The sequence below is a fragment of the Nonomuraea sp. NPDC051941 genome (genome assembly GCF_044593615.1).
In genome coordinates, this window is the sequence record NZ_JBIUCF010000071.1 from 1 (window position 1) to 12,409 (window position 12,409).

Genomic DNA, 12,409 nt, shown 5'->3' on the forward strand with positions numbered 1-12,409 from the left:
CTCACCCCGGGTGAGGGCCTGAACGCCGCTTCCGGCGAGTACGTCAACATGTTCGAGGCGGGCATCCTCGACCCGGCCAAGGTGACGCGCTCGGCTTTGCAGAACGCCGCTTCCATCGCGGCGCTCTTCCTCACCACCGAGGCCGTCATCGCCGAGAAGCCCGAGAAGAACGCCGCCGCTCCGGCCATGCCGGGCGGCGACATGGACTTCTAGCCCGAGCCCTCCCTCCGGAGGTGACATTCCGCTTCCGCGGGCGCACGTTGAGTAGGCCATACTCATGCGCCGCGCCCGGCCGGCCCTGACCCTGGTCAGCGAGGGTCTTCGTACGAGGGAGTGGTGTTCAGTGCTGATAGTCACCTTCGCCGGCCGGGCCGCGATCCCCGGGCCCACCGCCGGCATCGGATACAGCATCTGGTCCTACCGGGTGGACACGAACAACCCGGGGCCGGGCGGGCAGGGGGATCTCACGCCGGGCCAGCGCATCGCCATCGGCCTGCCGCGCCGGGCGGACGTGCGCGGCCCCGAGCAATATCCGGGCGTGCCGCAGCTCGAAGGCACCTTCGTGCTGCGGGACGCCACCTCCAGCCGCGTGTACGCGGGCCGGCAGATCACCTCGCCGGGACCCCAGACGATCTCGTTCGTCGCGCCGTCGGCCGAGTCCTCGTACGAGGTGCTCATGGCCAAGGCGCCGCCGGGGCAGTCGCTCGCCGCGGTGCCCTTCCTGGCCGGGGCGGGCACCACGGCGCAGCCCCTGCAGGTCATGACCGCGCCCATGGTCGGCGCGCCGGTGTTCAACGGGCGGCCGCCCGACGACTTCACCGGCACCCTGCCGTACGCCAGCGAGCTGTTCGGCGTCTACCAGCCGCTGGCCGGATGGTTCGGCCAGAACGGATCCCTGCGCGCCGTCCGGGCGCTCGCCGACGAGCGGCTGGCCCGCCTCGGCGGCGGCGCGTTCGCCGGGCAGGCCGCCCGCGCGCTGGACGACGAAGGGCTGGCGGCGCTCGCCGAGCGCTTCGACGCGCTCGCGCAGGGCGTGCTGTCGCCGGTCGGGCTGGTCAATCTGTTCAGGGAGTACTTCTTCGAGTTCGACACCTTCCTGGGCGGCCCCGTCGGCCACCTGTGGATCAGCCCCGGCGGCATGGTCGAGGTGGTCGAGAGCAGCACCCGGCGCACGCTGGTCGAGCGGACCGCCGAGCAGGCGGAGGAGACCTCGCGCAAGGTCGAGGAGAGCCTGACCGACCAGGACGACCTCGCCGACGCCGTCAAGGAGGACAACGCCAACGACACCAACCTCGGCGTGACCGCCAGCGGCGGCGTCGACACCGGCGTCTACCACGCCGACGCCAGCGCCAGCTTCTCGATGCAGACCACCGTCAAGCGCTCGTCGGAGCAGACGCACAAGCACACCCGCACGCAGAGCTCCAAGACCACCAGCGAGATCAAACGGAACTTCAAGACGACGTTCAAGACGGTCACCGAGACCACCGACACCTCCAGCCGCCGCTACGTCGTGCAGAACACCACGAACGAGCTGGTCAACTACGAGCTGCGGCGCAAGATGCGCAAGATCGGCGTCCAGGTGCAGCACATCGGGGCGCGGCTGAGCTGGCAGGTCTACCTCGACGCGCCCGGCCGCTCGCTCGGCCTCGGCGAGCTGGTGCACGTCGTCACCGCCCCCGACCTCACCGCGGTGCCCAAGCCCGAGGTCAGGCCGTATCCGGCGGAGCAGCAGGTCACCTACCACCTCGCCGTGCCGTTCGTGCTCTACCAGGGCGCCGACGACGAGGCGGAGAACACCTACCAGACCTCCAACGAGAACATGAACCACGGCATCTTCCGCCCCGACGTGGGCGCGAACGACATCATCGAGTTCCGCTTCGACTTCCCGCTGCCGCCCCCGCCGCCGGGGACCACGCTCAAGAAGATCGGCATGCTCGACTTCCACGGCGCGCAGGTCAGGTTCACCACCGACGCCGCCGACCTCGGCGTCAACCCCGACCCCGCGGCCAACGTGCTGAAGGTCCGGCTCACGTACGCCAACTTCGAGGGCCGCAAGTTCATGCCGTTCGACGCGATCATGGTCTACGAGCCGACGCCCGAGGCCAAGCACGCCGTGGACGTCGCCAACCAGGCAGCCCAGACCGCCTACGACCGCCGGGTGGCCGCGCTCCAGCACGAGGCGTACGGGCACGCCGTGCGCGACCGGCTGCGGCTGGTCAGCGGCATCCGCCCGCGGCCCTCGCAGGACCTGCGCGACGAGGAGCGCCAGACGGTCTACGCCCACCTGATCCGCCAGTTGCGGCTCTTCGACGACGACCACCTCGGCTCCGAGCTGATCCGGCAGATCTTCGACGTGGACGAGATGCTGTACTTCGTCGCACCCGACTACTGGCGGCCCATCGACGTGCCCCCGCCGAGCCAGGGCAGCGTCGGCAAATATCCGGTCCCGCCGCCGCCCTGGGACATGGAGAATCCCGGCGTGCTCGGCGGGCAGACCGTGCTCACCTGGTACGCCCACACCGACGCGAGCAACGCCCTGGACGAGCAGCTGCACACCGTGCCGGAATGGCGGGTCAACTACCTGGTCACCGAGGAGACCCAGCCCGCCCCGCTGGGCAGCTCGCTCGGCTGGCTGATCCAGGAGGACGGCGACGAGCGGCGCAACGAGTTCCTCAACGCGGCCTGGGCCAAGGCGGTCCTGCCGGTGCGGCCGGGGCACGAGGTGGAGGCGCTCAGATGGCTGGCCCAGGCGCACGTCGAGGGCGAGGCGGGGCTCGGGCTGCCGTACCCGGTGCAGCCGGGTGACCCGCCCGCCTACCAGAACAAGACGGTGGGCCAGGTCCTCGAACTCCTCGCGGCCGAGCTCCAGGCGGCCAACACCGACATCACGAGGACGCTGGCCACCGAGGAGGTCTTCGAGACCGGGTTCGACCCGCTGGAGGGCGGGTTCCGGCCGGCGGCGCCGTACGAGGTGTTCGACCAGTGGGTGGAGGTCCTGCCGACCGACCAGGTGGTGGCGGTGGAGGTCCGGTACGACCCCAAGACCGGGCAGCAGCTCTGACATGGCCTTCACGACGACCGTCAGGTGGCGGCGGCCCGGCGAGGCCGCCCACCCCCTGCTGCGCGGCGCGGTGCGGGTGGAGCTGCAGGCGCTCGACGCCGCCGAGCTGGCGCGCTGGGCCGACCCGTCGGCCGGGCACCCGTGCCCGCCGGCGGGGGCGCCGGGGGAGGTGTCGGCCGCCTTCACCGTCCCCGACACGGCGGCGGGGCTGCGGCTGACCTTCTCCGTGCGGCTGCGGGCCGGCGGCCAGGACGAGGAGGCGCTGTCCGTGGTCCAGCGGCTGACCGTGGCCAGGGCCGGGGTGCTCGTTCCGGACGCCTACCGGATCGACCGCTTCGCCGTACAGCTCAGGCGGCGCGGCGGAGGCGGCGAGGTGCTGCAGGAGGTGCCGAGCACGCGGCCGAGCGGCATGATGCGTTCCTTCTTCGGCCGCCATCCGCTGCTGCGCATGGCGGCCAAGGACACCCCCGAGATCGACACCGAGTTCCTGGATGCCACCAACCTGTGGTGGGCCCTGCACTTCCGGGTGTGCCGGAACAACCACGAGGAGGGCTTCAACCCCTGGTACCTGGAGCCGACCTGCAACGACCGGCCCGAGCGGCTGCGGGTGCTGCTCAACACCCGCGCCACGCCCATGCTGTGGTTCGCTAGCCTGCCGCCCGTACGCGAGCTGCCCGGCGAGACCTCGGTCGGCGGCTACCTGTTCCTGCGGCCCATCGGGAGCGCCTACGCCTACCCCGCCACCTGGCCGGACGTGCTCACCGCTCCTGCCCACGCCACCACCGGCCTGCGCAACCTCTGCCGCTACCTGCTCCAGGGCCACACCAGGACCGGCAAGGCCAAGATCACCGGGCTGCCCGACTGGCACCAGCTCATCGACCACAGCCCCGACGCCGACCACCCCCTCAACGCCTACTCCTTCCTGCCGTGCGGCATGGACTACGCCCTGGACAGGACCGCGCCCAAGCTCGTGTCCGAGACCCGCTCCCTGCGGGTGCTGCTGCTGCCGGTGCCGGAGAAGAGCAGCCCCGGCTACTGCTACGGCGGCAACGTCGGGCCGGGCAACACCGCGCGCCTGTCGGCCGCGATCCGGCTGCTGTGGACCAGGGGTGGGTTCGGCGGGCCCGGCCAGCAGCTGCTGGAGGCGGGCGAGATCGCCCCGCCGCAGCCGCCCCAGCCCGGCGCGGCCGCGCCCGCCACGGGGACGCTGCGGGTGGCCCAGGACACGTGGGTCGGCGCGTACAGCAGCGGGGGCCACGCGCTGTGGGAGCTGCTGAACGACCCCGGCAACCGCGCCGGTGTGGCCCGGGCGCTGGTCTTCGACACCGTACGCTTCGACGACCGCGGCCAGGCCCGCCTCCTGGACACCGCCAAGGCCCGCGCCGCGGCGCGCCGCCCGGGGCTGCAGGCGCGCGTCGTGTGGAGCCCGTACGCGATGGGCCACCCGCCGTCGGCCGAATTCCTCGCGGCCGTGCGCGGGCAGGGCGGCCAGGCCGTCGTCTGGCCCAAGGCCGGCTCCGCCTACTTCGCCGCTCCGCCGAACCCGGCCAACCCCTGGGCCGAGTACGTCTTCGCCGACGCCAAGCCCTGGACGGCCGCCAAGTTCCCGGCCGGGCAGCTGAGCGGCTGGTGGCACCAGTTCGTGGTCTTCGCGGGCGAGGAGATCCACGGCGATCCCCGGGACCCCGGCTCGATCAGCTTCATGGAGGCCACGATGGCCCCCTGATCGGAGGCCGGCGTCCGAGTGGAGGATGAGATGGCGGGCCTCCACCCGGTTCTGGGCGGTCAGGCGGCGGAACGCGGCCACGAGCACGTCCCCGAAGTCGAAGACCGGGTCGAGACCGGCCGCGCGCATCGGCGACCTCGCCCAGGTGCGGGTCGTGGTCGGCTGACGTCGGAGGCCGCCGCGGATCACGCGAGGCGCACCCGGTAGATTGCGCGCATGCCCTCCACCCCGCGCCCGGACGACCGCGTCGCCTCCGCGTTCCGGTTCGCCACCGAGCTGATCGCCTGGGTCGCGACCCCGTGGGCCCTCGCCCCGTACTCCGTGCCGCTGGCCGTGCTGTCGGTCGTCGTGCTGATCGGCCTGCCCACGCTGTTCTCGACGCCGGGCGACAAACGGAACGTGATCATCGCGGTGCCGGGGCCGGTGACGATCGCGCTGGTCCTGCTGCAGCTCGTGGCCGCGGTGGCAGCGGCGTGGATCGCCTGGCCCGTCGTCGTGGCCGTGGCGGTGTCGGTGCTGGCCGTGGTCACCGCGGTGCTGGAGCTGCCACGCTGGCGGTGGCTGCTCTCCCGGTGAGCCCGCGCATCGGTGACCTGCTCGGGCGACGGTTCTCGGGAAGCTCGGGTCGCGGCGATCTACTCGGGCGGCGGGGCGAATGCCTCGTGGAGCTCGGAGATCGAGGCCATCTCGGTGACGAACCCGAACCGGCCCGCCCGCATCTGCCGGGCTCCGTCCAGGAATGACCGCAGGGCGAGCCGGGAGAGCGCGCCTCCGATGCTCACCCGGCGCACGCCGATCTCGGCGAGCTGCTCCAGCGTGATCGAAGGGTCGGCGAAGCCCATCACGACGTTGACCGGCCTGCCGACGGAGGAGACGACCGCGCGCATCTGGTCGAGCGTGCGCAGGCCCGGCGCGTACAGGACGTCGGCGCCCGCCGCCTCGAACGCCTGCAATCGCCTGATCGTGTCGTCCAGATCGGCGACGCCGTACAGGAGGTTCTCGGCCCTGGCGGTCAGGACGAGCGGGACGGGCAGGCCGCGGGCGACCTCGACGGCCGCGTGGATCCGCTCGACGGCGAGCCCGAAGTCGTAGATCGGCGTCCGGGGGTCACCCGTCGCGTCCTCGATGGACGCTCCGACGGCGCCGTACGCGCAGGCGTCCTCGATCATCCTGGCCGCCTCGGCGGGCTCGTCGGCGTAGCCGTTCTCGAGGTCGGCGTTCACGGGCAGCGGCGTTGCCTCGCTGATGAGGCGGCAGTTGTCGAGGACGTCCTGCCGGCTCGCCCGGGTGCGGCCGAGCATGTTGGCCACGCCGAGGCTCGTGGTGGCGATCGCCTCGAAGCCGAGGCCGGCCAGCAGCCGCGCCGTTCCGGCGTCCCACGGGTTGGGCAGCAGGAAGGGCTCCGGCCGCTCGTGGAGAGCCCGGAACCGGGTGGCCCTGGTCATCTGATCGGTCATGAGCCCACTGTCGTCGCCGCCCTTGCGATCCGTCAAATGCATAGATCTGACATTTGACATCAGGAATACTGATGGATCGTGACAGTGGAAGAGCTTGAGGCGTTCGTGTGCATCGCCCAGTCAGGCGGGTTCACGGAGGCGTCCAGGAGGCTCGACCGGTCCCAGCCCGCGATCAGCCGCCGGATCAGGGAGCTGGAGCGCTCGCTGGGCGCGGCGCTGTTCGAGCGGGCCGGTCGCCGAGTGGTGCTCACCGAGGCGGGACGGGCGCTGCTGCCGTACGCCGAGGCGGCCCTCGCCGCGATGCGCGACGGCGAGCGGGCCGTACGGGACCTGTCGCGGGAGCCCGCCGAGGCGCAGGCCCTCAGTCTGGCCATCGTCGGCACCCTGGCCGACTCGCACATCGTCCGGGCGCTGCGCGCCTTCGAGGCGGAGTTCCCCGACGCCTCAGTCGAGCTGCGCACCGCGACCAGCCGCGAGGTGAGCGCGCTCGTACGCGGCGGCGAGGCGTCCCTGGGCCTTCGCTACTTCTCCGACGCCGACCCCAAGCTGGAGTCGATCCCGCTGGGCGTGGAGAAGCTCCTGGTCGTGGTGCCCGCCTCCCACCCGGTCACCGCCCGCCGCCTGCCCGACCTGCGGGCGTTCCAGGGGGAGCGGTGGCTCGGCTTCCCGCCCGAGCGGGGTCAGTCCGACTCCTTCGGCCACCTTCTCGAACGCCTGCTGCTCGCGTCCGGGCTGGCCGAACCCGCGATCACCAGGATCGACAGCCTCACCGCGCAGCGCAGGCTGGTCGAGGCCGGGCTGGGCGTCGCGCTCATGCCCACCGGCAGCGTCCGGGAGGAGCTGCGCATCGGCAGCCTGCGGGCGATCGAGGTGGAGAGCATGGACGCGGGCCTGCCCGTGGTCGCCGTACGGAGGAGGCGCGGTCACCGGAGCCGGCTGGCGGCCGCCTTCCTGGACACGCTCAAGGATCACACGCCTGAGCTGCTGGGTTGACGCGGATGCGGGTTGCTCGGCGTTTCGATGGAACCGCCGGGCGGGCAAACGCTGTCCAAGCCATGGGCGACGCCCGCACCGGCGCCTCACAGAGCGCCGGGACGGCGCCGCGGACGGCCCTTCCCGTCCACGGACGCGCGCTGGACGTCGCCCCCGCCAAGCCACGTCACCTCAGGCCACCGTTGCCTGGCCGCCGCCGAGCCGCGTCACCTCAGGTTGCCGTCGAGCACCCGCTCCAGGAACCCGTCCAGGTTGGCGGCGGCCCGCACGATCCGCTCCTCCACGGTGAGCGACTCGAAGCGGGTGCCCAACTCCGTCCGCTTCTTGTCGCGGACGTAGAGGGAGCAGGCCAGGTCCGCGCACATGTAGGCGCCGACCGTGTTGCCCTGCCGGCCCGCCGCCCCGGTCCTGGGCGCGGTGAACAGCGCCACCCCGGTGCCCGAGTGCGGCGTCACGCAGACCGAGCACAGCGTGGACTTCGTGAAGCTCCTGCGCACCTCCTGCGCCAGGCGCAGCGCCACACCGACCGCCCGGCCGTCGCGCTCGGCCACCAGGTACGCCCGCTCGGGTGCCCCCGGGTCACGCCAGCCCAGGAAGTCGAGGTCGGTCCAGGGGGACTCGGACAGGTCGCGCGGGAGGCCGAGCCGGCGGGCCTCGCCCTTGGAGCAGTTGACGAAGGACGCGCGGATGTCGCTCTCAGTGAGGGGATTCATGATCGTTTCCTTGGGGGTTGCTCGGCCAGTGCCTCAGCGCGACGTCGAGCACGTCGAGGATCTTCGTCCAGGTGTCCTGGAGGTCGCGCGGGTGGTTGAACCCGGCGCTCGCCTCCAGGCTGAAGAATCCCTGGTACGTGCTGCGCAGCAGGCGGATGGCGTCGGTCAGGTCCGGCTCCGGCAGCCCGTACGCGCTCAGGTGCGCGTACGTGATGGACATGATCCGCAGATGCCCCGCGGACTCGGCCACCACGGCCGCGTCCAGGGGCATCTGGGTGGCCTGGTAGCGGCCGGGCCGGGTCCGCGCGAACTCGCGCCACGCACTGGCGAACCCCGCCAGCGACTCCTTGCCCGCCCGCCCCGCCGTCGCGTCGGCGAGCCGGTCGGCCAGGTCGCGGGCGGCCAGGATCGCCACCCGGACCCGCAGGTCCTTGAGGTTCTTGACGTGCGAGTACAGGCTCGCGTCCGCCACCCCGAACCGGCGTGCCAGCGCGGACACGGTGATGTTGTCGAACCCGACCTCGTCGGCCAGCTCCGCGGCCGCCTCGGTCACCCGGTCCGCCGTCAGCCCGGCACGGGCCATGGCCACCTCCTGAACCTAAGCCATCTAGTTATCTTCCTAGATGGCTTAGGTTAGCACCTCACAAGGTAGTGAGGAGGACCGGCCGCCCCTGGACGCCGGGATCGGCGGCGAAGACGGCGCCCGCGTCCGGCTGCTCCGCCCGGTCCACGCCGAGCGCGGAGGTGGTGATGAACAGTCGGTCGAGGCCCTCGCCGCCGAACGTCACCGCCGTGACCCTCCGTACCGGCAGGCTGACGACGGCGTCGAGCCGGCCGCTCGCGTCGTAGCGGCGCACGGCCGCGCCCTCCCACAGCGCCACCCAGACCCCGCCCTCGGCGTCGACGGTCAGCCCGTCGGGAGCCCCTTGCTCCGGGTCGATGACCGCGAACGGGCGGCGCCCGCTCAGCCCGCTCTCCGGGTCGTAGTCGAGCACGTCCACCCGGCCGGTCGTGGTGTCGGCGTAGTAGGCCAGGGAGCCGTCCGGGCTGAAGTCGAACCCGTTCGAGATCGTCACCCCCGGCAGCACCACCCGCAGGTCGCCGCCGGGCCCGGCCACGTAGAACGACCCGCCCCCCGGGGTCTCGTCGTAGGCCATGCTGCCGATGTAGAAGCGGCCGTCGGGGTCGCAGCCGCCGTCGTTCATGCGGACCCCGGGGTCGCTCCACGCCTCGCCCAGGGAGCGCAGCGGGGCGTCCAGATCGTCGCCGTCGGACAGCAGCAGCTCGCGCTCGCCCGCGACCACGTAGCCGCCCGACGCGCGCGGCCGCAGCGCGGCGGCCACCTTGCCCACGTGGCGGCGGCGCACCCCGCCCTGCGGGTCGAGCGTCAGCACGTCGCCGGCCAGCATGTCCACCCACCGCAGCCCGCCCCACCGGCTTGACCACACGGGCCCTTCGCCGTGCTCGGCCACGGGATCGGTCACGGTGTACGGGGCGATGCTCATGACGCTCTCCCAGGAGGTCGCGGGGTCGTGATCCAGACCCTATCGGGAGCCGGGGATCCCGCCTCGGGCGCCGCGAGAAAGCTCTGGTACGCTCGCGGCCAGATCGTCCCTAGGAGGTGAGACCCATCAACGCTGTAGCAGGCCGGGTGCTCCCTCCCCATGATCAGGATTAGGTGACCACGGGAGCGCCCATCGGCATCCCGAAAGGCTCTCATGTCGGTTTTTTCGTCATCTGTCCCTTCAGCCGTCCCCACCCCCGCCGTCGTCGCCAGGCTGCGCGCCGCCGGCTGCGTGTTCGCCGAGGACGAGGCCGAGCTGCTCGTCTCCACCGCCCGCACCCCCGCGGAGCTCGCCGCGATGGTGGAGCGCCGCGTCGCCGGCGAACCCCTCCAGCACGTCCTCGGCTGGGCGGAGTTCTGCGGCCTGCGGATGGTCGTGGAGCCGGGGGTGTTCGTGCCCAGGCCGCGCACCGAGTTCCTCATCGGCCAGGCCGTCGCGCTGGCCCGCCGCGTCGCGGGTCCGCCGGTCCTCCTCGACCTGTGCTGCGGCAGTGGCGCGGCGGGGGCGGCGCTGACCGCGGGGCTGGGGGAGGCCGAGCTGCACGCCGCCGACCTCGACCCCGCCGCCGTGCGGTGCGCCCGCCGCAACCTCGCCGCCGTGCCCCTCCTGTCGGGCGGCGCGCTCGCGGGCCAGGTCTACCAGGGCGACCTGTACGAGCCGTTGCCCGCCTCGCTGCTGGGCCGGGTGGACATCCTGATCGCGAGCCCTCCGTACGTGCCCTCGTCCTCCATCGACCTGCTGCCCCCCGAGGCCCGGCTGCACGAGCCGCTCGTGGCCCTCGACGGCGGCGGCGACGGGCTCGACGTCGTGCGGCGGGTGATCGCGGGCGCGCCGCGCTGGCTCGCCCCCGGCGGCCACCTCCTGGTCGAGACCAGCGAGCGGCAGGCCGCCGCCACCGCCGAGGCCGTCGCCCGGGCGGGGCTTGCCGCCCGGGTGGCGAGCTCGCACGAGCTGGACGCCACCGCAGTGATCGGGACGCGCCCTTAGCGATGTTAAGGTGTCCCGCGATGGCACAGAAGGGACTGGCGCGGGACACGGTCGTGCGCGCCGCGCTGGAACTGCTCGACGAGGTGGGCCTGGACGGGCTGTCGGTACGCCGCCTCGCCGCCCGCCTCGGCGTGCAGAACCCGGCCCTCTACTGGCACTTCCGCAACAAGCAGGAACTGCTGGACGAGATGGCGCGCGAGCTGCTCGCCCCCGAGATGGGCGGGCCCGGCGAGGGCGAGACCTGGCGGGAGTGGCTGACCCGGCGCGCCCACCGCTACCGGCGCACGCTGCTGAGCCACCGTGACGGGGCGCGGCTGGTCACCGGGAGCGATCCGGGAGCGAGCGTGGCGCGGGGGTTCGAGGAGGAGCTGAAGACCCTGGTCGGGCTGGGGTTCACGCCCGGCCAGGGCCTGCACGCCATCGGGTCCGTCAGCCACTACACCCTCGGCTTCGTGCTCAACGAGCAGGCCCAGCGCGAACGCCGGGAGCGGGGCCAGGCCCGGGACCTGGACGCGTACGCCGACTACCCCCTCACGGTCGCGGGCGTGCGCGAGGGCGGGGCCCCCACGAGCGAGGAGGCGTTCGCGCACGGGCTGCGGCTCCTCCTCGACGGCGTGGCCGTCTCTTTGCGGGACGCCTGAACGGCTTTCTTGAAGTGATTTGCCCCTTTTGATGGGCGGCGTGCTGTTATTTGTCCGTGGACTTCGCCTCTGATCCGCGCTTTCATTTTCTCCGTCGGTTCGGCATCGAATTACGGGGGTCAGATGGCTCGTTCGCGGCGAATCATGCACATCGCCGTCGCTTTCACGGTGGTGGCGAGCGCCGCCCCTCCGGCGTCGGCGGCGCAGCGGGATCCCGTGCGGATCACGCGCTTCCTCGGGGAGCAGCGGCTGGCGCACCTGCTGAAGTTCGAGGACACCACGGTGGGCGGGCTGTCGGGGATCGACCGCGATCCCGGCACCGGCACCTGGTACTTCGTCTCCGACGACCGCCGGCGCTACAACCCCGCCCGCTTCTACACGGGGCAACTGGACTTCGACCGGGACACAGGGGAGTTCGTCGGCGTGCGGCTGACCGGGGTCAGGATGCTGACCAGGGCCGACGGCACGCCGTACGCGGCGTACGGCCAGCCGGGCTCGGCCGACCCCGAGTCGATCAGATACGACCGGTGGAGCGGGCGGCTGATATGGGGAGACGAGGGTGACCGGCCGGACAGCGCCAATCAGGCCATTCCGATTTCCGCCGCCGCGGTGCACACGACTGACCTTCAAGGACGTAATGCCGGAGAATTGCGGGTGCCGCCGAATTTGCGGCTGACGGACACCGAAAGAGGGCCCAGGCGTAATTTCGGCTTCGAAGGGGTGGCGGTCACGGAAAGCGGCATCACCGCCGTCACCGAGGGCCCGCGCCACGAGGACGGACCCGTTCCCTCGGTGGCGCGTGGCGCGCCCGCGCGCCTGACCGTGTGGAACCGCATGGGCATCGCGCGCGCCCAGTACGCCTACCCGCTGGACCCCCTGCCCACCGCGCCGATCCCGCCCGACGGGGACGCCGACAGCGGGGTCTCGGAGATCCGGGCCATCGACGATGACCGCTATCTCGCGCTGGAACGGTCCTGGATCCAGGGCGTCAACTACCGGGTCAAGCTCTACGAGATCGACCTGCGCGGCGCCACGAACGTGCTGACCAGGGACGATCTTGCGCAGGGCAGACCGTATCGGCCGGTGACCAAGCGGCTGGTCTACGACCTCGGCTCCTTCCGGCCCCCGGTCCAGAACCTCGAGAGCCTGGCCTGGGGGCCGCGCCTGGCCGACGGGTCGTGCACGCTGGTGATCGGCTCGGACGACAACTTCGACCAGGGCGAGATGACCCAGTTCCTCGCCTTCGCCGCCACGGGGTGCCCGTGA

General features: G+C 72.3%; 13 protein-coding genes. 9 read left to right on the top strand and 4 right to left on the bottom strand.

The features are described from left to right. The 5 genes from ACIHFD_RS61165 to ACIHFD_RS61185 all read left to right on the top strand — a co-directional run. Positions 1 to 213, top strand: a 213-nt coding sequence (locus tag ACIHFD_RS61165; protein ID WP_397374817.1) for a TCP-1/cpn60 chaperonin family protein, incomplete at its 5' end; no start/stop codon positions are given. A gap of 130 nt (positions 214 to 343) precedes the next feature. After that, positions 344 to 3,061 (top strand): hypothetical protein, encoded by a 2,718-nt coding sequence (locus tag ACIHFD_RS61170; RefSeq protein ID WP_397374818.1) that lies wholly within the window; start codon positions 344 to 346, stop codon positions 3,059 to 3,061. 1 nt (position 3,062) lies between these two features. Further along, a complete protein-coding gene (locus ACIHFD_RS61175) occupies positions 3,063 to 4,787 on the top strand; it encodes a hypothetical protein (protein WP_397374819.1) in 1,725 nt (574 codons plus the stop codon). Positions 4,788 to 4,812: 25 nt separating this feature from the next. After that, entirely contained in the window at positions 4,813 to 4,953 is a 141-nt protein-coding gene (locus ACIHFD_RS61180) for a hypothetical protein (protein ID WP_397374820.1), read from the top strand. Between the two features lie 50 nt (positions 4,954 to 5,003). Beyond that, the gene (locus tag ACIHFD_RS61185) at positions 5,004 to 5,363 is read left to right on the top strand and encodes a hypothetical protein (protein ID WP_397374821.1); all 360 of its coding nucleotides are present in this window, start codon (positions 5,004 to 5,006) and stop codon (positions 5,361 to 5,363) included. Between the two features lie 59 nt (positions 5,364 to 5,422). On the opposite strand, the gene ACIHFD_RS61190 is transcribed toward ACIHFD_RS61185, so the two are convergent. Continuing rightward, positions 5,423 to 6,244: an oxaloacetate decarboxylase gene (locus ACIHFD_RS61190; protein ID WP_397374822.1), complete on the bottom strand. Its 822-nt coding sequence runs from the start codon at positions 6,242 to 6,244 to the stop codon at positions 5,423 to 5,425. A 78-nt stretch (positions 6,245 to 6,322) separates the two neighbouring features. Here ACIHFD_RS61190 and ACIHFD_RS61195 point away from each other — a divergent pair, with 78 nt between their 5' ends. Further along, positions 6,323 to 7,237, top strand: coding sequence for a LysR family transcriptional regulator (locus ACIHFD_RS61195; protein WP_350743086.1), 915 nt, complete (start codon positions 6,323 to 6,325; stop codon positions 7,235 to 7,237). A 206-nt stretch (positions 7,238 to 7,443) separates the two neighbouring features. Here the strand turns inward: ACIHFD_RS61195 and ACIHFD_RS61200 are convergent, their stop codons facing one another. Genes ACIHFD_RS61200 through ACIHFD_RS61210 form a run of 3 tightly spaced genes read right to left on the bottom strand, consistent with a single transcriptional unit; the run spans position 7,444 to position 9,455 of the window. After that, positions 7,444 to 7,950 carry an FBP domain-containing protein gene (locus ACIHFD_RS61200; protein WP_397374823.1) on the bottom strand — a complete coding sequence of 169 codons (507 nt, stop codon included), beginning with the start codon at positions 7,948 to 7,950 and terminating at the stop codon, positions 7,444 to 7,446. Further along, positions 7,934 to 8,533 (bottom strand): TetR/AcrR family transcriptional regulator, encoded by a 600-nt coding sequence (locus ACIHFD_RS61205; RefSeq protein ID WP_397374824.1) that lies wholly within the window; start codon positions 8,531 to 8,533, stop codon positions 7,934 to 7,936. Before ACIHFD_RS61205 ends, ACIHFD_RS61200 begins: the two co-directional genes overlap by 17 nt. A gap of 58 nt (positions 8,534 to 8,591) precedes the next feature. After that, complete coding sequence (locus tag ACIHFD_RS61210; RefSeq protein ID WP_397374825.1) at positions 8,592 to 9,455, bottom strand: SMP-30/gluconolactonase/LRE family protein; 864 nt, start codon at positions 9,453 to 9,455, stop codon at positions 8,592 to 8,594. A gap of 213 nt (positions 9,456 to 9,668) precedes the next feature. On the opposite strand from ACIHFD_RS61210, the gene ACIHFD_RS61215 reads away from it, so the two are divergent. From ACIHFD_RS61215 to ACIHFD_RS61225, 3 genes are all read left to right on the top strand, one after another. After that, positions 9,669 to 10,502, top strand: a complete 834-nt coding sequence (locus ACIHFD_RS61215; RefSeq protein ID WP_397374826.1) for a putative protein N(5)-glutamine methyltransferase — start codon at positions 9,669 to 9,671, stop codon at positions 10,500 to 10,502. Between the two features lie 20 nt (positions 10,503 to 10,522). Continuing rightward, on the top strand, positions 10,523 to 11,143 hold the full coding sequence (locus tag ACIHFD_RS61220) for a TetR/AcrR family transcriptional regulator C-terminal domain-containing protein (RefSeq protein ID WP_350743077.1): 621 nt from the start codon (positions 10,523 to 10,525) through the stop codon (positions 11,141 to 11,143). Between the two features lie 144 nt (positions 11,144 to 11,287). After that, positions 11,288 to 12,409, top strand: a complete 1,122-nt coding sequence (locus ACIHFD_RS61225; protein WP_397374827.1) for an esterase-like activity of phytase family protein — start codon at positions 11,288 to 11,290, stop codon at positions 12,407 to 12,409.

What these genes read in the sequence shown, in the direction of transcription:
- ACIHFD_RS61175 (WP_397374819.1), top strand. Translation starts at nt 3,063, where the DNA reads ATGGCCTTCACGACGACCGTCAGGTGGCGGCGGCCCGGCGAGGCCGCC.
- ACIHFD_RS61180 (WP_397374820.1), top strand. Translation starts at nt 4,813, where the DNA reads ATGAGATGGCGGGCCTCCACCCGGTTCTGGGCGGTCAGGCGGCGGAAC.
- ACIHFD_RS61185 (WP_397374821.1), top strand. Translation starts at nt 5,004, where the DNA reads ATGCCCTCCACCCCGCGCCCGGACGACCGCGTCGCCTCCGCGTTCCGG.
- ACIHFD_RS61190 (WP_397374822.1), bottom strand. Translation starts at nt 6,244, where the DNA reads ATGACCGATCAGATGACCAGGGCCACCCGGTTCCGGGCTCTCCACGAG.
- ACIHFD_RS61200 (WP_397374823.1), bottom strand. Translation starts at nt 7,950, where the DNA reads ATGAATCCCCTCACTGAGAGCGACATCCGCGCGTCCTTCGTCAACTGC.
- ACIHFD_RS61205 (WP_397374824.1), bottom strand. Translation starts at nt 8,533, where the DNA reads ATGGCCCGTGCCGGGCTGACGGCGGACCGGGTGACCGAGGCGGCCGCG.
- ACIHFD_RS61210 (WP_397374825.1), bottom strand. Translation starts at nt 9,455, where the DNA reads ATGAGCATCGCCCCGTACACCGTGACCGATCCCGTGGCCGAGCACGGC.
- ACIHFD_RS61215 (WP_397374826.1), top strand. Translation starts at nt 9,669, where the DNA reads ATGTCGGTTTTTTCGTCATCTGTCCCTTCAGCCGTCCCCACCCCCGCC.
- ACIHFD_RS61220 (WP_350743077.1), top strand. Translation starts at nt 10,523, where the DNA reads ATGGCACAGAAGGGACTGGCGCGGGACACGGTCGTGCGCGCCGCGCTG.
- ACIHFD_RS61225 (WP_397374827.1), top strand. Translation starts at nt 11,288, where the DNA reads ATGCACATCGCCGTCGCTTTCACGGTGGTGGCGAGCGCCGCCCCTCCG.